At 69.1% G+C, this 20,874-nt stretch carries 18 protein-coding genes; 9 read left to right on the plus strand and 9 right to left on the minus strand.

The window, feature by feature from the left end; genetic code table 11:
- Positions 1-723 carry an SDR family NAD(P)-dependent oxidoreductase gene (locus H7F51_RS06595; protein ID WP_185663442.1) on the minus strand — a complete coding sequence of 241 codons (723 nt, stop codon included), beginning with the start codon at positions 721-723 and terminating at the stop codon, positions 1-3.
- A 133-nt stretch (positions 724-856) separates the two neighbouring features.
- Between H7F51_RS06595 and H7F51_RS06600 the strand changes: the two genes are divergently transcribed.
- From H7F51_RS06600 to H7F51_RS06610, 3 genes are read left to right on the plus strand one after another with little or no spacing between them, the layout of a single operon-like run.
- Positions 857-1,684: a D-glutamate cyclase family protein gene (locus tag H7F51_RS06600; RefSeq protein WP_185663443.1), complete on the plus strand. Its 828-nt coding sequence runs from the start codon at positions 857-859 to the stop codon at positions 1,682-1,684.
- Positions 1,681-2,538 carry a phytanoyl-CoA dioxygenase family protein gene (locus tag H7F51_RS06605; protein ID WP_185663444.1) on the plus strand — a complete coding sequence of 286 codons (858 nt, stop codon included), beginning with the start codon at positions 1,681-1,683 and terminating at the stop codon, positions 2,536-2,538. Before H7F51_RS06600 ends, H7F51_RS06605 begins: the two co-directional genes overlap by 4 nt.
- Before the next feature lie 2 nt (positions 2,539-2,540).
- Entirely contained in the window at positions 2,541-3,362 is an 822-nt protein-coding gene (locus H7F51_RS06610; RefSeq protein WP_221774028.1) for an SDR family NAD(P)-dependent oxidoreductase, read from the plus strand.
- 81 nt (positions 3,363-3,443) lie between these two features.
- On the opposite strand, the gene H7F51_RS06615 is transcribed toward H7F51_RS06610, so the two are convergent.
- Together H7F51_RS06615 and H7F51_RS06620 are read right to left on the minus strand one after the other, a co-directional pair.
- On the minus strand, positions 3,444-4,889 hold the full coding sequence (locus tag H7F51_RS06615; RefSeq protein WP_185663445.1) for a type I glutamate--ammonia ligase: 1,446 nt from the start codon (positions 4,887-4,889) through the stop codon (positions 3,444-3,446).
- A complete protein-coding gene (locus tag H7F51_RS06620) occupies positions 4,886-6,211 on the minus strand; it encodes an aromatic ring-hydroxylating dioxygenase subunit alpha (protein WP_185663446.1) in 1,326 nt (441 codons plus the stop codon). The genes H7F51_RS06615 and H7F51_RS06620 overlap by 4 nt, the downstream gene beginning before the upstream one ends.
- Before the next feature lie 200 nt (positions 6,212-6,411).
- Between H7F51_RS06620 and H7F51_RS06625 the strand changes: the two genes are divergently transcribed.
- Positions 6,412-7,002 carry an LOG family protein gene (locus H7F51_RS06625; RefSeq protein WP_185663447.1) on the plus strand — a complete coding sequence of 197 codons (591 nt, stop codon included), beginning with the start codon at positions 6,412-6,414 and terminating at the stop codon, positions 7,000-7,002.
- A gap of 65 nt (positions 7,003-7,067) precedes the next feature.
- Here H7F51_RS06625 and H7F51_RS06630 read toward each other — a convergent pair whose 3' ends face one another.
- From H7F51_RS06630 to H7F51_RS06645, 4 genes are read right to left on the minus strand one after another with little or no spacing between them, the layout of a single operon-like run.
- The gene (locus H7F51_RS06630; protein ID WP_185663448.1) at positions 7,068-8,540 is read right to left on the minus strand and encodes an aldehyde dehydrogenase family protein; all 1,473 of its coding nucleotides are present in this window, start codon (positions 8,538-8,540) and stop codon (positions 7,068-7,070) included.
- Between the two features lie 4 nt (positions 8,541-8,544).
- On the minus strand, positions 8,545-8,961 hold the full coding sequence (locus H7F51_RS06635; protein ID WP_185663449.1) for a DUF3830 family protein: 417 nt from the start codon (positions 8,959-8,961) through the stop codon (positions 8,545-8,547).
- Positions 8,962-8,983: 22 nt separating this feature from the next.
- On the minus strand, positions 8,984-10,183 hold the full coding sequence (gene metC / locus H7F51_RS06640; RefSeq protein ID WP_185663450.1) for a cystathionine beta-lyase: 1,200 nt from the start codon (positions 10,181-10,183) through the stop codon (positions 8,984-8,986).
- 14 nt (positions 10,184-10,197) lie between these two features.
- Positions 10,198-10,989 carry an SDR family NAD(P)-dependent oxidoreductase gene (locus H7F51_RS06645; RefSeq protein ID WP_185663451.1) on the minus strand — a complete coding sequence of 264 codons (792 nt, stop codon included), beginning with the start codon at positions 10,987-10,989 and terminating at the stop codon, positions 10,198-10,200.
- A gap of 260 nt (positions 10,990-11,249) precedes the next feature.
- Between H7F51_RS06645 and H7F51_RS06650 the strand changes: the two genes are divergently transcribed.
- The 3 genes from H7F51_RS06650 to H7F51_RS06660 are packed head-to-tail and all read left to right on the plus strand — an operon-like array spanning position 11,250 to position 15,995.
- Positions 11,250-12,248: an isopenicillin N synthase family dioxygenase gene (locus H7F51_RS06650; RefSeq protein ID WP_185663452.1), complete on the plus strand. Its 999-nt coding sequence runs from the start codon at positions 11,250-11,252 to the stop codon at positions 12,246-12,248.
- Positions 12,241-14,343: a hydantoinase/oxoprolinase family protein gene (locus H7F51_RS06655; protein ID WP_221774029.1), complete on the plus strand. Its 2,103-nt coding sequence runs from the start codon at positions 12,241-12,243 to the stop codon at positions 14,341-14,343. Before H7F51_RS06650 ends, H7F51_RS06655 begins: the two co-directional genes overlap by 8 nt.
- Entirely contained in the window at positions 14,340-15,995 is a 1,656-nt protein-coding gene (locus H7F51_RS06660; protein WP_185663454.1) for a hydantoinase B/oxoprolinase family protein, read from the plus strand. Before H7F51_RS06655 ends, H7F51_RS06660 begins: the two co-directional genes overlap by 4 nt.
- A 13-nt stretch (positions 15,996-16,008) precedes the next feature.
- On the opposite strand, the gene H7F51_RS06665 is transcribed toward H7F51_RS06660, so the two are convergent.
- Entirely contained in the window at positions 16,009-16,995 is a 987-nt protein-coding gene (locus H7F51_RS06665) for a LysR substrate-binding domain-containing protein (RefSeq protein ID WP_185663455.1), read from the minus strand.
- Between the two features lie 163 nt (positions 16,996-17,158).
- Here H7F51_RS06665 and H7F51_RS06670 point away from each other — a divergent pair, with 163 nt between their 5' ends.
- Both H7F51_RS06670 and allB read left to right on the plus strand, forming a co-directional pair.
- Positions 17,159-17,950: an SDR family NAD(P)-dependent oxidoreductase gene (locus tag H7F51_RS06670; protein WP_185663456.1), complete on the plus strand. Its 792-nt coding sequence runs from the start codon at positions 17,159-17,161 to the stop codon at positions 17,948-17,950.
- A gap of 54 nt (positions 17,951-18,004) precedes the next feature.
- Positions 18,005-19,420, plus strand: a complete 1,416-nt coding sequence (gene allB / locus H7F51_RS06675) for an allantoinase AllB (protein ID WP_185663457.1) — start codon at positions 18,005-18,007, stop codon at positions 19,418-19,420.
- 68 nt (positions 19,421-19,488) lie between these two features.
- Here allB and H7F51_RS06680 read toward each other — a convergent pair whose 3' ends face one another.
- Positions 19,489-20,838, minus strand: coding sequence for an alpha/beta fold hydrolase (locus tag H7F51_RS06680; RefSeq protein WP_185663458.1), 1,350 nt, complete (start codon positions 20,836-20,838; stop codon positions 19,489-19,491).
- Positions 20,839-20,874: the final 36 nt, after the last annotated feature.

The following is a 20,874-nucleotide window of genomic DNA, read 5'->3' on the forward strand; positions in this document are numbered from 1 at the left end:
TCAGACCGCCGTATCGCCGCCATCGAGCGGGAGCATGGCCCCGCTGACGTAGCTTGCCCCATCCGAGACCAGCCAGCGCAGCGCGGCGGCGACTTCCTGCGCCGAGCCGTGGCGCTGGAGCGGAATGCGCGCGTCGATCAGGGCGCGGGCCGCTTGCGGGTCGGACCTGGCGGACCAGAACGCGGCGGTCTGCGGCGTGTCGATCCAGCCGGGCAGGACCATGTTGACCCGAATCCCGCGTGGGCCAAGCTCGGCCGCGAGGCTGCGCAGCAGGCCGGCAAGGCCCGCCTTGGTCGCCTGATAGGCATGGCTGAGCGGCTGGCCGCGCAGGGTGGCGGTGGAGGAGACCAGCACGATGCTGCCCGCCCGCGCGGAAAGAAGCCCGGCGGCGGCCTGCGCGGCGAGGAAGGGCAGGCGCAGGTTGATCGCGGCGGCGCGGTCCCAGTCCGCCACGGTCCACTCTTCCAGGGGGGCGCCTTGCATCAGCGAGGCGGCAATGATCAGGCTGTCGAGCCCCTTGCCCGCCCCTGCGATCGCGGCGAGGAACCGGGCCGGGGCCTGCGGGTCGGCAAGGTCGAGCGGGTAGAGCCGGGGCCCTTCCGGCGCACCGGGCAGCGCGGCAGGATCGTCGGCCAGCCAGACGGCGTCTCCGCCCTCGATCAGGGCGCGGGCCAGCGCGCCGCCGAGCCCGGCACAGCCGCCGATGATCGCGTGAGTCTTCATGGCAGGCACGCTCCGGACATGGGGGGTGTTTCCTTTTCCGGTATTCGGCAGGGGGTAAATAGCGCAGGAGAGGCAACGCGGGGGACCGAAAAAAGCAACCCCCGCGCGGCCTCGCGCTTGGTAGGAATATGCCATGAGCACAGGTTCGCCCCAAGCCGCGCAAGACGCCGATCCCGGGTTCGACACGGCCGATCCGCGCGCCGTGCGCCGCGCGATCCGCGAGGGGCGCTTTACCGGGTTCACCAACCTCGTCGCCCGAAATTACGTGCAGGGCAACCTGATTGCCGTACCGGCGGACCATGCCGACGCCTTCGAGGACTATGCCCGCGCCAATCCCGAGGCCCTGCCGCTGCTCGGCCGGGGCGAGCCGGGGCGGCGCGACATTCCGGCCATCGCCGCCGACCTCGACATTGCCCGCGATACCGGCGGCTACATGGTGTTCCGCGACGGCGAACTGGTCGAGACCCCGCGCGATGCCTCCCCCTTCTGGCGCGACGACCTCGTGCCCTTCGTGATCGGCTGCTCGTTCTCGTTCGAGGCGCTGCTCCAGCGGCACGGGGTGCGGCTGCGCCACCTTGAGGAAGGCGACGTTTCGGCCATGTACGAGACCGACCGCGACACCGTGGCGGCGGGGCCCTTCGGCGGCAAGCTGATCGTCTCGATGCGGGCGCTGACCCCGGCCGACGCGATCCGGGCCACGCTGATTTCCGCGCGCCATCCCGGGTTCCACGGGGCGCCGGTCTCGCTCGGCCTGCCGGAAGACCTCGGCATCGCCGACCTTGAACGCAGCTACGGCGGGCACGGCATGAAGCGCGTGCTGCCCGGCGAGCTGCCCGTGTTCTGGGCCTGCGGCGCGACCGGCCAGAACGCCGTGCGCGCCGCGCGCCTGCCCCTCGCCATCACCCACTACAAGGCCCACATGGTCGTTACCGACCTGCCTTTGCCGGAGGACTACGCATGACCCTCGATGAAGCCATCGAGCACTACGACACTCACGGCTATGTCGTCCTGCCGGGCCTGCTGGAGGGCCCCGTGCTCGACGAGCTGCGCGCCCTGACCGACCGGGTCGAGGCCGATGCGGCGGACGTGGCCGAGGACAATGCCTGGTACGACTTCGAGACCGACCTCGAGGGCAAGCGCACGGTGCAGCGGATCAAGAAGCCCAACCGGATCGATCCGTTCTATGCCGCGCTCGCCGGAAACGAGATGCTGATGGCGCTGGCCAAGCGGTTGATCGGGCCGAACATCCGGCTCAACCACACCAAGATCAACATGAAGTCGGCCAAGGGCGGCGCGGCGCTGGAATGGCACCAGGACTGGGCCTTCGCCCCGCACACCAACATGAGCACGACCGTCGCCTCGATCCTGATCGACGGCGCCTCGGCTGCCAACGGCGCGATGCAGGTGATCGAGGGCAGCCACAAGGGGCCGCTGATCGACCACCACGACGAGGACGGTTACTTCGTCGGCGCGGTGCTGGCCGAGCAGGTGGACATGAGCAAGGCGGCCCTGCTCGAAGGGCCTCCGGGCACGGTCTCGTTCCATCACCCGATGACCCTGCACGGATCGAGCGTGAACCTCTCGGGCGATCCGCGCCGCATCCTGTTCTACGAATATGCCGCGAGCGACGCCTTTCCGCTGTTCTACAAGGTGGATTGGGAGGAATATGATTCGCGCATCGTCTGCGGGCCGTCGACCAGCGAGGTGCGGTTCGAGGCGAACTATGTGAAGCTGCCTTTCCCGAGCCGCGCGGGCTCGTCGATCTACAAGATCCAGGCGGGGTCGGGCCGGCGCTTTTTCGCCGGGGCCCAGTAACCGTGAGCGTGCCAGCAAACGTAAACGTGAGAGCGGGCGAGACCGCCGGGGCGGCCTTCGTCACCGGCGCCAGCGCGGGGACCGGGCGCGAGATCGCGCTGGCTCTTGCCGCGGCGGGCCATGACGTGGCGGTGCTCGGCCGGCGGGTCGATGCGCTGGAGGAGCTGGCCGTAGAGATCGCCGCCATGGGCCGCCGTGCGCTGGTGCTGGGCGCCGACGTGCGCGAGGCCGATCAGCTCGAGGCGGCGCTGGACCGGCTGCTGGACTGGAGCGACGGGCGGATCGAGGTGGTGGTCAATGCGGCGGGCACGACCGGGCCGCTCTCGCCGCCGATCGGGCAGTACAGCCTTGCCGATTTCGACAGCACCGTGGCCACGAACCTGCGCGCGCCGTTCATCGTGATGAGCCGGCTGCTGCCGGTGATGCGCGGCGCGGGGCGCGGGCGGATCGTCAACATCGGCGGCAATCACGGGATGCGCGGCCGGGCGGGCCGGTCGAGCTACAGCGCCTCGAAGTGGGGCCTGCGCGGGCTGACCCGCAGCGCCGCGCTGGAAGCCGGGCCGGACGGGGTGACGGTCAACTACATCGCCCCGGGGCCTATCGCGATTCCGCGGATGAAGGCCAACTGGAAGGCTCAGGCCGAGGCGGGCGGGATCAGCGAGGACGAGGCCCTGCGCGCTTACGTGGCCAATATGGGCATTCCGCTGGGCAAGCCGAGCGAGGCCGAGGATATCGTGGCCATGGTCATGTATCTGGTCGGCCCCGGCGGGCGGAACATCACGGGCCAGGAACTGGTGATCGACGGCGGCGCGACGGTCCTCTGAGCGCGGCGGTGGTAAGGTAAACCCCCGGCCAGCAGGGCTGACCGGGGGTTTCCTGTGCGACCCGATTGGCCCGGGCTATGGTCAGAACAGGTCGAAGTACTCGCGGTGTTCCCAGTCGGTCACCGCGGTGTTGTAGCGGGCGACTTCGGCGCGCTTGATCCGCAGGAAATGGTCGGTGAACCCGTCGCCCAGCCCGGCGCGCAGGACCGCGCTGGCATCGAGTTGGCCGAGCGCGGCCTCGAGGCTGCCAGGCAGTCGCGGGGCCTCGGCCGTATAGGGGCTGTCGACCGCCTCGGGCGGGGTCAGGCCCGCCTCGATCCCGGCGAGGCCGGAGATCATCTGCGAGGCGAGGTAGAGATAGGGGTTGGCGGCGGGTTCGCCGACGCGGTTCTCGATCCGGGTGGCGCCCGCCTCGCCTTTGGCGAGGACGCGGAGCATGGCGCCGCGATTGTCCTCGCCCCAGGCGATCCGGTCGGGCGCGAGCGAATTGGCGCGGTAACGCTTGTAGCCGTTGATCGTCGGCGTGGTCAGCGGCATGGCCCCGGCCGCCTCGGCCAGAAGCCCGGCGAGGTAGTGGCGGCCGGTTTCCGACAGGCCGGGCCGGCCATCGGGACGGGCGAAGGCATTGGTGCCGTCATTCGCGCGGCGCAGCGACTGGTGGAGGTGCCAGCCGCTCGACATGGCCTCGGGCAGGGCCGGGCGGCACATGAAGCTGGCGTGATAGCCGTGGCGCCGCGCGATCTGCTTGGCGGCATTGCGGAACAGGGTCATGTCGTCGGCCGAAGCGAGGCCGCTCTGCGGGCCGAACACGAATTCGACCTGGCTCGGCCCGAATTCCAGCTCCATCGAGATCAGCGGCAAGCCGAGCGCCTCGCAATCGCGGCGCAGGATGTCGAGCACCGGCTCGATCGTGTCGTAGCGCTGCTCGGTCAGATAGGCATAGCCCTGGTGGAGCAGTTCGACATCGGGCGGCGTGCCGGGCTGGCCCGCGTCGGCAAGGCCGAGGCGCGGATCGACCATGCGGGTGAGGTGGAATTCGACCTCCAGCCCGCTGACGAATTCGAGCCCGCGCGCGGCCAGCCGCTCGGCGGCGGCAAGGGCGATGCGGCGCGGCGACCAGACGAAGGGCGTGCCATCGGCAAAGGCCAGGTCGCACAGCATCCATGCCGTGCCCGGCGCCCACGGCAGCAGGCGCAGGCTGAGCGGATCGGGAACCATGACGAGATCGCCCGCGCCCTGCAGGTCGGCGCGGCCGATCCCGGCCCCGGCGGAGAAGACCGGGACCACGGTGCGGTGCGAAGTGTCCTTGAGCCACAGGCTGGACGTGATCGACAGGCCGTGCTTGAGCGCGCCGGGCAGGGCGGCGGCCATCACGGTCTTGCCGCGCAGGATGCCGTGGAGATCGGGGAAGGAGAGGCGGACCGAATGGATGCCCTCGGCCTCGAGCCGGCGCGGCAGCTCGGCGGCAGCCTCGGCCTGGGCCGCGCTCCACAGGCCGTGCCCGGCGATGAAGCCAGCCGCGCTCACAGGGCGAGAACCGGAACGTCCCACGAGGCTTCGGCGCGCAGGCGGCTGACCGCTTCGCGCCAGTAGCTGTCGGGCGAGGTGCCGGCCGGGGCCACGCCGTCGATCGTGGCCGGGCCCGTCGCCGCATCGCCGCCCGCGGCGAGCGCCAGCGGGCTCTCACCCTTCTGCAGCTGCTTGATCTGGCCGATCAGCATGACCCGGTATGCGACGATCGCCTTGTCGGTCGTACCGAGGTGCTCGCGGGTGCGGTCCTGGATCCGGCCCTGGCTTTCGACTGCCCACTGGTCATGGACGTTGATGTCCTCGCCCATGCCGGTGAAAGTGCGCATTCTCTGCTCGGCCGGGTCGAAGCCCCAGTCGTTGTGGCGGCCGACGCGCGGCATGTAGTCCGGCAGGGTATAGAGCTGGAGGCGCTGTTCGCGCATCAGCGGCTTGTCCACCGGCTCGGCGAAGCTGGTGAACATGGCATACCAGTAGCAGCTGTGATCGTCGATCGGCACGTGCCACTGGGTGATTGTCATGGTCGAGGACAGCGGGATCACGAAGGCCTGCGGGAACAGGACATTGGTGATCCGCACGTGGGTATCGCCGCCGTCGAGATGGCGCAGGGTGGTGATGCGCAGGCCGCTGTCGGTGGAGGCGACGGCGATCTCGGGGCAGTCGTATTCGCGCAGGACCTTGGTCATCGGCAGGTCGCTGTCGGTCGAATGGGCGCGGAACTGCTTGCCGTAGGAGGCGTCGGCCTCGGCGTCCTCGAAGTAGCGGTGGAGGAACGAGGCGTGGGCCGGGTCCATGCCCACTTCGAGCGCCTGGAGCCAGTTGCAGTCGAGATAGCCCTTGAACGAGAAGACATGGCTGTCGGGCGCCGTGAGGCAATCGAGCGCGGGGAGGGCCGGCGGTTCGCCGTTTTCATCGACCGGGCCGAGCCAGGCGAAGATCATCCCGCCCCGTTCGCGCACCGGGTAAGCCTTCTGCCTGATCCGGTTGCAGAAGGCCGGGTTGGGCTCGGCCGGGGTTTCGAGGCACTTGCCGTTCACATCGAACAGCCAGCCGTGGAACGGGCAGCGCAGGCCGCCGTCTTCGAGCCGCCCGAAGGCAAGGTCGGCGCCGCGATGCGGGCAGTCGCGGTCGACCAGCCCGAGCTGGCCCGCCTCGTCGCGGAACAGGACAAGGTCCTGCCCCAGCAGCTTGACCGCCTTCAGGGGCCGGGCCCCCTCCAGCTCGTCGCTGATCGCCACCGGCTGCCAGTAGCGGCGCAGCAGGTCGCCCAGCGGGGTGCCGGGTTTGGACAGGGTGATCAGGTCGTTCTGTTCGGGGGTCATGGCGGGCTCTGTCAGGTTGGGGCGCGCGGGGGCCGTGCGGGGCTGACTGTGCCTCTGTTCGCGGTTCCTGTGTGTTGCCTGTTCGGCTGCACGGCGTTGCCGAATGGGTCATGCCTGCGCGGGGCCCCGTCGTTGCCACGGGGCGGGCGCTGGGCTAACCCCGTGGCTCCCCAATCCTCCTATCGGAAACGACCGCAGCCATGACCGCCACGCCTGCCCGGACCCTGCGCACCATCGCGATCTTCTGCGGCTCCAACGTGGGCGAGGGCGAGGCCTACAAGGAAGCGGCGGCCGAGCTGGGCGGCGCGCTGGCCCGGCGCGGGATCGGGATCGTCTATGGCGGCACGCACAAGGGGCTGATGGGCATCCTTGCCGATGCCGCGCTGGCCGGTGGCGGGAAGGTGCACGGGGTGATCACCCGGCGGCTGCACGAGAAGGGGCATCTTCACCCCACTCTCAGCGCCAGCGAGATCGCCGACGGGATGCGCGCGCGCAAGGAGCGGATGCTCGATCTGGCCGATGCCTGCATAGCGCTCCCCGGCGGGATCGGCACGGCCGAGGAATTCATGGAGGCCTGGACCCTCAACCAGCTCGGCGATGTCGACAAGCCAGTCGGCCTGCTCAACGTCGACGGTTATTACGACGCCTTCATGGGCTTCATCGACACGATGATAGCGCGCAAGTTCCTGCCTCCCGCGCACCGCGAGGGGATCGCGCTCGATCCCGACGCCGATGCGCTGATCGACAAGCTGGCCGTGTTCGAGAAGCCCAGCGTCGCCAAGTGGATGTGAGCGTCTGAGAGAGCCGCTCTGGATTGCCGCGGGGCTTTGTCCCTCGCAATGTCGCGTGTCTCAGATCAATCGGTTGCGATCCACAGCGACTTGGTCTCGAGGTGCTCCTCGAGGTGGGCCTTGCCATATTCGCGGCCCTGTCCGCTGGCCTTGATCCCGCCCGAGGGCATGGCCGGGTCGATCGCGTTGTAGCAATTGACCCAGACCGAGCCCGCGCGCAGCCGCCGGGCGAGGCGGTGGGCGCGGCCGACGTTGCCGGTCCACAGCCCGGCGCCGAGGCCGAACGGCGTGGCATTGGCGCGCTGGATCACCTCGTCCTCATGGTCGAACGGAAGTACGGCGAGGATCGGGCCGAAGATTTCCTCGCGCACGGCGCGCATCTGGTCGGTCGCGCCCGAAAGCACCGTGGGCGGGAAGAAGAAGCCCTTGGCGAGGTCGCCCTCCTCCGCCCGCGCGCCGCCGCAGACCGCGCCCGCGCCCTCGGCTCGGGCCTCGTCCATGTAGCCGCTGACCCGCGCCAGCTGGCGGGCCGAGACGAGGGGACCGAGGTCGATCTCGGGATCGAGGCCGTTGCCGAGCTTGAGCGCAGAGGCGTGGCGGGCGACCTCGGCGGCGAAATCGCTGGCCACGGAGCGTTCGACGAAAAGGCGGGTGCCGGCGCTGCAGATCTGCCCGGAATTGGCGAAGGCGGCGATGGCGGCCATCTGCGCCGCCTTGGCAAGGTCGGCATCGGCAAACACGATGTTGGGCGACTTGCCGCCGAGTTCGAGGCTGAGGCGCTTGAGCGTGCCGGCCGCCGCCGCCATTATCGCGCGGCCGGTGGCGTCGGACCCGGTGAAGGCCAGCTTGTCCACCCCCGGATGAGCGGCGAGCGCAGCGCCCGCCTCCGCGCCGAGGCCGGTGACGACGTTGAACACGCCGGCCGGAACTCCCGCCTCGAGCGCCAGCTGGCCGAGCAGGAGCGGGGCGAGCGAGGCATCTTCGGCGGGCTTGAGGACGAGGGTGCAGCCGGTCGCCAGAACCGGGCCGAGCTTGAGCACGCTGGCCCAGAGCGGGCCGTTCCACGGGATGATGGCGCCGCAGACGCCGACCGGTTCCTTGACCGTGCAGGCGAACATGTCCGGCATGGAAGGAGCGGCGGTGAGGCCTTCGATGCCGCGGGCCATGCCGGCATAGTAGCGCAGCAGGTCTGTCAGCATGGCGACCGAGCCGCGGGTGTGGCGAATGGGCGAGCCCATGTCGAGCGTATCGAGCGTGGCGAATTGCTCGGCCTCGCGCGCGACCAGATCGGCGAGGCGCAGCAGCAGCGCCTGCCGCTCGGACGGCGAGAAGCGCGGCCAGGGGCCGCTTTCGAAGGCGGCGCGGGCGGCGGCGACGGCGCGGTCAATGTCTCCCGCCGCGCCCCGCGCGAAATCGGCGAGGTGCTCGCCCGTGGCCGGGTTGTGCGAGGAGATGGTCTCGCCGGACAGGGCCGGGGCCCATTGCCCGCCGATCAGGAGACCGTGGGGCTGGCCGGTGAGGAAGGCGGGGCGGGCCATCGGATCAATCCTTGAGCGCGAAGCTGATCGACTGGGCGCCTTCCCACAGGGTCTTCTTGCCGAGCGCGGCGAGGTTTTCCTTGCCTTCGACCACGGTCATGAAGTGGATGCCGGCGAGCGGCCCCAGCTTGCTGGCGAAAGCCACCCCGCCATAGGCGAGCAGGATCTCGGTCTCGCTGTAGCCGCCGGGGTAGAAGATGAACTCGCCCGGCGCGGGGTGGCGCGTGGGGTTTTCCCAAGGGAGATCATAGGGCTGGTCGCCCATCGGAATCCACACGCCCTCGCCGCTCCAGCGGACGTGGATCACCTTTTCCTCGTAAGGCAGCATGGCCTTGAACCGGGCGGCGGTGACCGGGGCGAGGTCTTCCTCGAGCCGGGCGGTGAAGTGGTAAGGGCCGGCCTTGATGGCGACGAGGGTCATGGCAAGTCTCCGTAAATTGCGTTCAGGCAGCGGCGTGGAGGCGGGCGAAGCCGCGTTCGAGGTCGCCGATCAGGTCATCAACCTCTTCGAGGCCGACATGGAGCCGGATCGACGGCCCCGGCGCTTCCCATGTCACGGCCGAGCGCAGGTCGGACGGGTAGGTGGGCACGACGAGGCTTTCGTAGCCGCCCCACGAATAGCCGAGCTTGAACAGGTCCATGTGATCGAGCATCGCCGCGAACTGCTTGTCGGTGCAGGCATTGAGCACGATCCCGAACAGGCCCGAGGCGCCGTCATAGTCGCGCTTCCAGATGGCGTGGCCGGGGTCGGAGGGCAGGGCCGGATACATCACCCGCGCCACTTCGGGGCGGGCCTGGAGCCATTCGGCGATGGTGAGGGCAGACTGGTGGTGCTGCTTCATCCTGAGCGGCAGGGTGCGCAAGCCGCGCAGGGCCATGTAGACATCGTCCGGCCCGCCGCAGTAGCCGCTGCCCGAGGCCGTGGCCTTGACCGGGATGAACGCCTCCTTGGTGCAGACGGCGATGCCGAGCATCAGGTCGGAATGGCCCGAGATATACTTGGTGGCGGCGTTGACCGAAACGTCGACCCCGTGTTCGAGCGGGCGGAAATTGACCGGGCTGCCCCAGGTGTTGTCGAACACGGTCTTGATCCCGCGCGCCCGGGCGATCTTGGTGATGGCCGGGACGTCAGTCATCTCGAAGGTCAGCGAGCCGGGGCTTTCGAGGTAGATGACCTTGGTGTTGGGCTGGATCAGCGCCTCGATCCCGGCGCCGACCGATGGGCGGTAATAGGTGATCTCGACCCCGAACTTGCGCAGGAAATCCTCGCAGAAGGCCCGGGCCGGGCCATAGAGGCTGTCTACGATCAGCAGGTGGTCACCGGCCGAGAGGAAGGCGGTGAGCGAGGCGCAGATCGCGCCGAGGCCGCAGCTGGTGGTGACCGCGCGGTAGCCGCCTTCGAGCAGGGTGACGGCATCCTCGAAGGCGCGGGTCGTGGCCGTGCCCTCGCGCCCGTAAGTGAAGCCCTCGTAAGCGCCCGAGGCGCGGTCGCGCCGGGTTTCGAGCAGTTCCTCGACGCTTTCGAACAGCACGGTCGAGCAGTGATAGACCGGCGGATTGACCACCCCGAAATTGGCGGAGGGATCGCGCCCGGCGTGCAGGGTCTGCGTGCCCCGGCCGAAGCGCGAAAGATCGGTCTTCATTGCGTGCGAACTCCTCAGATAATCGTACCGGAATCGACGACGATGTCCTGCCCGGTCATCATCCGTCCGCCCGGCCCCAGCAGGTGGAGCACGGCGCGGGCGACGTCTTCCTCGCTCACCAGCCGGCCGAGCGCGGTGCTGGCGACGAAGCGGTTGTAGGGCGCGTCCGGCTCCTCGCCGCTCCGCGCGGCGGATTCGCGGAACAGGCGGCGCAGGCGCTCGCCATCGATCCCGCCGGGCGAGACCATGTTGACCCGGATCCCGTGCGGCGCGGCATCGAGCGCGGCCGAGCGGACGAGCCCGCGCACCGCCCATTTCGAGGCGGCATAGATGCCCTGCCCGGCCACGCCCTTGTGGCCATAGGTGCCGCCGATCACCACCACCTGGCCCGAGCCGCGCGCGACCATGCCGGGGAGCGCGGCGCCGAGCGCGTTGATCACGCCGAGCACGTTGATGTCGAAGCAGTGGCGATAGGCCGCCTCGCCGTTTTCCCAGATCGGCGCCTTGCCCGAACTGACGCCCGCCGCGCAGACCAGGGCGCCGGGCACGCCCATGTCGGCGGCGATGGTGGCGAAGGCGGCGGTGAGCGCGGCCATGTCGGTCACGTCGGCGGCATAGGCGCGGGCATTGCCGCCCACGGCCGCGGCAGCCGCCTGCCCGCCCGCCGCGTCTCGCCCGATCAGGGCCACGCGTGCGCCAGCGGCGACGAGGCCGTGGGCCAGCGCGAGCCCGAGCCCGCGCGTGCCGCCGGTGATGGCGATGGTCATGCCGGAGATCGATCCGTTGTGATCGTCGCTGACCGTCATCTCGTGCGCGTCGTCCTGCTGCTCGCGCGGCTGGGCACCGCCCGTTCCCGGCTATCTACAGCATCCGGACTAATCTGCACCCCGTGTTGCGCCAAGGTGAAGTTTCGGCAGCGGGGCAGTACCAAAAAAACAACGCGCGAAGGTCCGGTGTTGGCTTAGGCATAGGACCTGTCGAACGGGCCGCCCAGTCGCGGCCAGTCGTTCGAGGCGGCTGGCGGGGCCCGCAATGTCCCGCTGCCGCGCTGCGATGGAGCCTATCGATGAGCCGTTCCGCCGACGATGTTTCCGCTGCCCGGGCGATTTCGCTCGATGAAGTGCCGGTGATCGATTTCGCGCCGTTCCTGTCCGGCAGCGCCGGGGAGCGGCAGGCCGTGGCCGACGCGATCGCCGCGGCCTGCGAGGAGATCGGCTTTTTCTACCTCACCGGTCACGGCGTGCCCGAGGCGGCGCGCGACGACGTGTTCGCCGCGGCCCGCGCCTTCTTCGCCCGGCCCAAGGCCGAGCGGGCCGGCAGCGCGGCCACGCCCGAATGGTATCGCGGCTGGATCGGCGCCCCCGATGCCGACGGTTTTTCGCGCAACACCCGCCTGTTCGAGCAATACCGCATGCAGCACGAATGGCCTGCCGATCCCGAGGACATGGAGCACGCGGCGATCTTCGACCAGCCCAACCGCTTTCCCGCCGACATGCCGGAATTCCGCCGCGCCAGCGAAGCCTATCTCGAGGCGATGGTCATCCTCTCGCGCGAATTGCTGCGGGCCTTCGCGCTCGGCCTCGGCCTGCCCGAGCACCGCTTCGACGATTGGTTCCGCCATCCCGCCTCGCAGTTGTCGATGAACTACTATCCGCTGCTGCCCGCCGGGGCGGACGACGAGGTTTCCAACATGGTGCCGCACACCGACGAGGGCCCGTTCACGATCCTCGCCCAGGGCGAGGTCGGCGGGCTGGAGGTCAAGCGCCGCGATGGGGCCTGGATCAAGGCCCCGCCGGTCGAAGGCGCCTATACCATCAACGTCGGCGACATGATGATGTGGTGGTCCAACGGCCGGTTCCTCTCCAACCTCCACCGGGTGCGCAACCGCGCCGGGGAGGAGCGCCTGTCCGTGCCCTATTTCGCCAATCCCGACCGTTCGGTGGTGGTGGCGCCCCTGCCCGAACTGGCCGGCGATGCGCCGGCCTATCCGGCGGTGAAGGTGGCCGATCATCTCGCCCGTTTCTATGCAACCCTCTCCAAGAACCCGCATGAAATCTATGGCTGATCTTCCTGACCAGACCGCGCCCCGCGCGCGGATCGGCGCCGACATCGGCGGCACTTTCACCGACGTCGTGCTGGAAACCGCCACGGGCCGTCATTCGACCAAGATCCTGACCACTTACGACGCGCCCGAGCGGGCCCTGCTCGAAGGGGTGCAGCTGCTGCTGGCCGAGGCCGGGCTGACCCCGGCCGATGTCGAGCTGGTGGTGCATGGCACGACTCTGGCGACCAATGCCCTGATCGAACGGCGCGGCGTGGCGACGGCCCTGCTCACCACCGAGGGCTTCCGCGACGTGCTGGCGCTCGGCACCGAGAGCCGGTTCGACCAGTACGACATCGCCATGGAAAAGCCCGAGGCGCTGGTGCCCCGGCGGCTGCGCCTCGGCGTGCCCGAGCGGATGGCCGCGACCGGGCAGGTCCTGCTGGGGCTCGACGAAGGCGCGGTTCGCGCGGCGGCGGCGACATTCCGGGCCGAGGGCATCCGCTCGGTCGCGGTCGCTTTCCTCCATGCCTATGCCAATCCGGCGCACGAGCAGCGCGCGGCGGAAATCCTCGCCGAGGAAATTCCGGGTGTAAGCCTCTCGCTGTCCAGCGAAGTCTCGCCGGAAATGCGCGAGTACGAGCGCTTCTCGACCACGGTGGCCAATGCCTATGTCCAGCCGATCGTCGATGCCTATCTGCGGCGGCTCGAAGGGCGCCTCGGCGAACTCGGCTTTGCCTGCCCGCTTTACCTGATGCTGTCCTCCGGCGGGCTGACCACGGTGGACATCGCCGCGCGCTTTCCGGTGCGGCTGGTGGAAAGCGGCCCGGCGGGCGGGGCGATCTTCGCCGCTTCCGTGGCGGCCGAGCGCGGCGCGGCGCGGGTCCTCGCGCTCGACGTGGGCGGGACCACGGCCAAGATCTGCCTGATCGACGACTATCGCCCCCAGACCTCGCAGGTCTTCGAGGTTGGCCGGGCTCACCGCTTCCGCAAGGGTTCGGGCCTGCCGCTGCGCATTCCCGTGGTGGAAATGCTGGAAATCGGCGCGGGCGGCGGCTCGATCGCCTCGGTCGACCGGGCCGGGCGGCTCGCCGTCGGCCCGCACAGCGCCGGGTCGGAGCCGGGCCCGGCGGCCTATGGCCGGGGCGGTACGCGCCCGACCGTGACCGATGCCGACATCGTGCTCGGCCGGATCGAGCCCGCCCGCTTTGCCGGCGGCAAGGTGACGCTGAACCCGGCGGCTTCGCTGGCGGCGCTTTCCGCGCTCGGCATCTGGGACGGCAAGGCCGAGACCCTTGCCGTGGGGGTCAGCGAGATCGTTGACGAGACCATGGCCGGGGCGGCGCGGGTCCATGCGGTGGAGCAGGGCACGACGCTGGAGGAGCGCAGCCTGATCGCCTTCGGCGGGGCGGCGCCGCTTCATGCCGCGCGGTTCGCCGAAAAGCTCGGGATCAACGAAGTGATCATCCCGGCGGGGGCGGGCGTCGGCTCGGCCGTGGGCTTCCTGCGCGCGCCGGTAAGCTACGAGGTGGCGCGCAGCCATCACCTGCAACTGGTCGACGGTGCCGATCTCGGAGCGCTCAACCTGCTGCTGGACGGCATGGCCGAGCAGGCCCGCGCGCTGGTCGACAAGGGCGCGCCCGGCGCGGCGCAGGGCGAACGGCGCGTGGCGCTCGGGCGTTATCAGGGGCAGGGCTTCGAGATTCCCTTCGACCTGCCCGAGGGCGGCCTGGCCGACGTCGGCCAACTGCGCGCCCGCTTCGAGGCGGCCTATCGCCAGCAATATGGCAACCAGGCGCTCGACCTGCCGGTGGAGCTGCTCACCTTCCGCGTCGCCGTCTCGGCCTCGGTCTGGCAGGGCGCCGCGCCCGGCGCCGTTCCGGCCGGGCGCTGGATCGAGCCCGACACCTTCCGCGAGGTGATCGATCCCGACGCGGGCGTGGCCATGCCCTTCGCGGTCGTCTCGCGCGAGGGGATGGAGCCGGGCGACGGCGTGCGCGGCCCGGCGCTGATCACCGAGCGGGAAACCACCACGGTCGTCTCGCCGCGCTTCGATGCGCGGATGGACGGCAACCGCTATCTCGTTCTCACCCGCCGCCCTGCGGAGACTCAAGCATGAGCCAGGCCCTTTCCGAACTGCGCAGCCAGGTCATCTGGACCCGCCTGATCGCCATCGTCGAAGAACAGGCGCAGACCCTGATGCGCACGGCCTTTTCCACCACGGTGCGCGATGCCGGCGACCTCTCCGCCGCGCTGTTCGACCTTGAAGGCCGCCTGATCGCCGAGGCCGTGACCGGCACGCCGGGCCACGTCAATTCGATGGCGGCGGGCGTGCGCCACTTCATCGACCGCTTTCCGCTCGCCACCATGCAGGCGGGCGATCACTTCATCACCAACGATCCGTGGCTGACTGCCGGGCACCTCCACGACGTGACCGTGGTCTCGCCCGCGTTCCATGGCGGCAGGCTGGTCGGCCTGTTCGGGGTCTGCTGCCACCAGGTCGACATCGGCGGGCTGGGGCAGGGGCCGGACGGCCGCTCGATCTATGAGGAGGGGATCCAGATCCCGCTGATGAAGCTCGCCAGCGCGGGCGAGCTCAACGAGCCGCTGCTCGAGATCATCTGCCAGAACGTGCGCACGCCCTTGCAGGTGCGGGGCGACATCCTGTCCTATGTCACCAGCAACAATGCCGCCGTACGCCGCCTTTCGGCCATGCTGGGCGAATTCGCCATGGCCGACCTGCAGGGCGTGGCCGACTATATCGTCGACCAGTCGCTCGCCGCCTCGCGCACCGAGATCGCGCGCCTGCCGCAGGGCAGCTGGAGCAGCAGCCTGACCATCGACGGGTACGATCGCCCGGTCACCCTGCGTGCCACGCTGACCATCGACGGCGAGAAGGTGCTGGTCGACTATGCCGGCTCCGATCCCTGCCTGCCGCGCGGGATCAACGTGGTGCTCAACTATTGCCGCGCCTACACCGTCTTCGCCCTGCGCTGCGTGATCAGCCCGGACGTGCCCAACAATGCCGGCGCGCTCGCCCCGTTCGAGGTGACCGCACCCGAAGGCTCGATCCTCAACGTCCAGCGGCCCTGGCCGGTGGCGGCGCGCCACATCGTCGGGCAGATGCTGCCCGATCTCGTGTTCGGCTGCCTCTCGCAGGCCATTCCCGGCCGGGTTCCGGTCGAGGGCAGTTCGTGCCTGTGGAGCGTGCAGCTGCGCGGGCGCCTTCCGGCCGAGCAGCAAGGCCAGCCGGGCGAACTGTTCGATACGATCTTCTTCAATTCCGGCGGATCGGGCGCGCGGCCGGGGCAGGATGGCCTCTCAGGCACGGCTTTCCCCAGCGGGGTCCGGGCCATGCCGGTCGAGGTGACCGAGCACGGCGCCCCGATCGTGATCTGGCGCAAGGAACTGCTGCCCGACAGTGGCGGCGTGGGCGCGCAGCGCGGTGGGCTGGGCCAGCGGGTCGAGGTGGCGATGCGCGACGGCAGCCCGTTCGAGGTGCTGGCCATGTTCGAGCGGGTCGACCATCCGGCGCGCGGCCGCGATGGCGGCGGCGACGGTTCGGCGGGCGTGGTCCGCCTCGCCTCGGGCAGCGAAATGCGCGGCAAGGGCCGGCAGGAGATCCCGGCGGGCGAACGGCTGGTGCTCGACGTGCCGGGCGGCGCGGGGCAGGGCGATCCGCTGGCGCGCGAGCGCGAGGCCGTGGCCGCCGATCTGGCCGAGGGGTTCATTTCCGCCGAGGCGGCGCGCGCTACCTACGGGATCGAGTAGGGGCCCTAACTGCTCAGCCTTCCGGTTCGAGCGGGACCGGGCGATCGTCGTAATCGTCCTCCGCCTCGAACGGCGGCATGTCCGTCATCGGCAGGGTGCGGCAATTGTGCAGGTCGCCGGCAAGCTGTTCGGCGAACTTGGCGGCGGCGAGCGGCAGCGGGCGGCCCTTGAGCTGGCCCAGAACCAGCGGGCCATAGGTGCGGTCGAGGTCGCTGATCCGGCGCACGGCGAAGCGCGGATCGTTTTCCCAGATGGCGGCGCCGATATCGATCTGGAAGGTGATCAGGTCGCTCGCCGCGACGATCTCGCCCAGCACGTCGAAATTGTTGGCCTCGACCACCACGTTCGGCTTGACCGAGCTGTTGGCGAGGCGGCTCTCGATGATCTCGCGCCCGCCGAAGGCGATGTCGGGCATGGCGAGGTCGTACTGCGCGCATTCGCGCAGGCGCAGCACCGCCTTGGCCGCGAGCGGATGATCGGCCGCCATGATCGCCAGCAGGCCCTGCCCGACCGAGAGGATCGGCTGCAGCTCGGGATGGCGCAGCGGGCGGAAAATCAGGGCAAGGTCGATCTCGTACTCGGTCAGCGCGCGGACCGCGCGGACATGGTCGGTGACCATGATCTTGAACTTGAGATTGGGGTAGCGGTTGCGGAAATCGACCACGTGGCGCAGCACGAACGAACGCGCCACGGCATGGCTGCAGGCGATGCGGATGTCGCCGCGCTGCAGCCCGCCCAGTTCCTCGATCTGCGAATAGACCCGCGCCAGTTCGGCCGACTGGGTGCGGATCCAGCGGATGAACAGTTCGCCCGCCGCCGTCAGCCGCACCCCCAGCGAATGCCGCTCGAACAGCGGGGCAGACAGGTCGTGCTCCACGTCCTGGATGCGGCGCAACAGGGCCGACGGGGTCATGTTCAGCCGCTCCGCCGCCTGGCGGACGGAGCCGGCGCGGGCCACCTCGTCAATGTAGGCCCAGATCCTTTGATTGCGCAGAGCCACGATTGTCTCCGTTCGGTTTTCGGCACCGATGCGCTGCTGTTTTAGCACAGCTAGGGCAACGGGTCATGGCCTATGCATGAGCACGAAGTTTCCAAGACGTCAAGAAATCAATCGAGATCGTCAGAAGTATTCAGAATAATTCATTCATCGTTCGGGGCATTTTATGGACCTTGGGTTATCCGGAAAAGTTACGCTTATTACTGGTGCGGGCAAAGGAATGGGCCCTGCAATAACCAAGGCGTTCTGTTCGGAAGGTTCGTTCGTCGCAGTTATTGGCCGTGATCTGAATGCTCTTGAAGTATTGAAGCAGGAATACAGTGAATTTGCTGATCGCATTTCCGTATTTTCCTGCGATGTGACCGACGCCGCCGATTGCGAGAAAGCCGCCGCCGCCGTGCTCGCCGCGCTCGGCCAGATCGACGTGCTGGTCAATGTCGCGGGGGGCACCGGCCCGGTCGGCATCCCGGCCTGGGAGACCAGCCCCGAGGCCTTCGACGAGATCGTGCGGCTCAACATGGCCGGCTGCTTCCACATGATGCGCGCCGTCCTGCCGGGCATGATCGCGCGGCGCTATGGCAAGATCGTCAACGTCGGCGGCACTTTCGGGATGCACGGCCGCGCCGGGCGGATGGCCTATTCGGCCTCGAAGTGGGGCCTGCGCGGGATCACCAAGTCGACCGCGATCGAGGCGGGCCCGCACAACGTCAATGTCAACATCGTCGCCCCCGGCATGGTCGACGGGCCGCGCTTTCGCACGAAGGTCATGCCGGGCATGGCCGCCGCGCGCGGGATCACCGAAGACGAGGCGATCGCCGAGCACGCCGCCGAATATGCCCTGCGCCGGATCAGCCAGGCCGAGGACGTGGCCAATGCCTGCCTGTTCCTCGCCTCCGACGCCTCACGCCAGATCACCGGGGTCGACCTGCCGGTGGATGGCGGCTGGGCCGCCCTGTGAGATGATGGCGCGGGCGACTCGCTCGCCGGCGCCCCGAGAATGAAAGAGACTGCCATGATTGCCGACCTCGTCATCAACGGCGCGACGCTCGTCACCGACAGCGCCATGTTCCCCGCCTCGATCGCGATCAAGGACGGCGCGATCCTGGCGATCGGCGGGGCCGAGGCGATGCCCGAGGCCCGCGAGGTGCTCGACGCCGCAGGCAAGTACCTCCTGCCTGGCGCGATCGACGCCCATGTCCACTTCCGCGATCCGGGCTATACCCACAAGGAAACCTGGGAAACCGGCACGGCCAGCGCGGCCATGGGCGGGGTGACCACGGTGTTCGAGATGCCCAACACCAACCCGCCGACGGGCACGGTGGAGGCGCTCAACCTCAAGCTCAAGTCGGCCGAGGCGGCCTATGTCGATTTCGGCATCTACGGCCTCCTCGGAGAGGACAATCTCGACCATCTCGAAGCCCTGATCGAAGGCGGCGTGGCGGCCTTCAAGTGCTTCATGGGCAATACCTTCGGCAACCTGCCCTCGCCGCCGTCGGGCGCGATCCTCGAAGGGTTCGAGATCGTGGCCAAGCATGGCTACCGGGTTGCGCTTCATGCCGAAAACGCCTCGATCATGGCTCGCCGCCAGACGAAGCTGCAGGCTGCCGGCCGGTGCGATCCCCTCGCGCACCTCGACGCGCGGCCGCCGGTCGTGGCGGTCGAAGCCGTGGCGCGCGCCGCGATCCTCGCCGAATGGACCGGCGCGCGCATCCACATCCTGCACGTTTCCTCGGGCGACGAACTGCGTCCGCTGCGCGAGGCCAAGGCCCGCGGGGTGGACATCACCGCCGAGACCTGCCCGCACTACCTCCTGCTCGACGAGCATGCCTATACCGACAAGAAGTCGCTGATCCGCGTGAACCCGCCGGTGCGCGAGAAGGTTCACCAGGACCAGCTGTGGCAGGGCGTGGCCGACGGCACGATCGACATGATCGCCACCGACCATGCCCCCCACAGCCACGACGAGAAGCACCGCGAGGACATCTGGAGCGCGGACTGCGGCTTCACCGGCGTCCAGACCCAGATGCCGCTGATGCTGAGCCAGGTCGTGGCCGGGCGGATGCCGATCACCCAGTACGTGCGGATGACCTCGCTCGCCCCGGCCAAGGCCTTCGGCCTCTATCCGCGCAAGGGTGCGTTGCTGCCGGGCTCGGACGCCGACATCGTGATCGTCGACCTTGACCGCGAGACCGTGGTCGAATCGGGCGAGCTCCAGTCGAAGGGCAATTCGACCCCCTTCCACGGCTGGACCGCCAAGGGCGCGCCGATCCACACCCTGGTGCGCGGCCGCTTCGTGATGCGCGACGGCGAGCTGTGCACCGAGGCCAAGGGGCACGGGCTCAACGTGCGCCGCGTCCAGCAGATGCCGACCCCGACCCCGCGCAACACCCACACGACCACGGCGGCCATTCTCGCCAGGCGTCCCTGAACGGGGGGCACCGATACGGGCGGCGCTGGCGGGGGTAGGTGACCGCCCATGCCAACGCCGCTTCAGTTTCAGGGCAGGAAGCGCCCGGCCTTGCTCAACCAGGCATCGATCGCGTCGAAGGTGGTCTTCGTCGTGTCGCCGAACTGGCCCGGCGTGGTTTCGCAGGCCTTGCAGGTGTCGAGCATGTGGCTTGCACCCTCGATGAAGCCGATCGACTTGTCCGCGCTTTTCGCGTGGTTGTAGATTTCCTCGGCGGCAAGGCCTTCCCAGTGCCCGGTCATGCCAAGGGTCAGCAGCGGCACGGAAACCTGCTCCACATTGCCCGGAGGGCTGGCATAGGTCGAAGTCCAGTGAACCCCGTGCACGGCGTGCTCGTCATAGTGGAAGTCCGGATCGACCCGGATCGCCGAACCCGACAGGAACTTGCGCACCGTGGTCTTCATCGCCGCGAAGCCGAAACTGGCGGTTTTGGGTTCGACCGGCTCGGCCACGCGCACCGAATGGACGATCCCGGTGCTGGTCGATCCATCCTTGTGGAACAATGGCCAGGCTTCGCGCGATGACGACAGCAGCCGGGTGTCCTGCGAATAGAGCTTGTTGTTCGGACCCAGCGAACTGGCCCCCGGAATATCGAGCGGTTCGTCGTCGCTGTACCGGCCCTTGCCGGCCTCGATCAGGGCCAGGCGCTGCTCGGCATAGCCGACCAGCCGATTGTAGCGGGCAGCCTCGGCGGCGAAGAAGCGGCGGGTGAATTCCGGGCTATAGGCGGTCCCGCCCTTGCGGTAGCCGTTGGCCGGGTTGAACATGTCCAGCGCGGGATCGGTCTTCATCCCGGTGGTCTCGTCGGTCACGGCCGGATCGATGCTGAACAGCATCATCGCCGCATTGCCGATATTGGCATCGGGCAGGACCACGCCGTCGGCCTTGGGCAGGCCGGCGAGATTGTCGGGGCACTTGTGGATCTTTTCCGCCGCCTGGCAGAAGGCGATCCCGTTTTCGGCGATGGCCTGGTAGGCGGTCACGATCGTGGCGCCGCCGCTGTGGCCCAGCAGCACGGTCTTTTCCACGCCCGGCACCTGCTTCAGCCAGGTCATGGCCATGCCGGTTTCCTTGAGCGTACGGTCGAAATCGTCGCCGCTGGGGTATTCGCACAGAACGCGGTAACCGCGCTTGGCCAGTTCGGAGCAGGCCGGGAACGCCAGATAGTCACCCCCATGCGTGACCAGCACGCCGATCTTCGCGCGCGGCCCCGGCGTGGCGGGCTCGTAAAGCAGGCCGAGCACGGCCGAGGCATGGCGCACGAAAGTGGTGCGGATCGGTTGCTCCTGCGCCGCGGCAAGCCCGGGCTGGGTGAGCCCCAGCGCGAGGGCGGTTGCGGAAGCGAGACGGGCAAGTCGGCGGAATGGGGGCACGTTCAATTGGTTCCTTGCAGGTGGGGCAGAAAACGGGGTGAG

The organism is Novosphingobium flavum (assembly GCF_014230315.1).
Taxonomy (GTDB): domain Bacteria; phylum Pseudomonadota; class Alphaproteobacteria; order Sphingomonadales; family Sphingomonadaceae; genus Novosphingobium; species Novosphingobium flavum.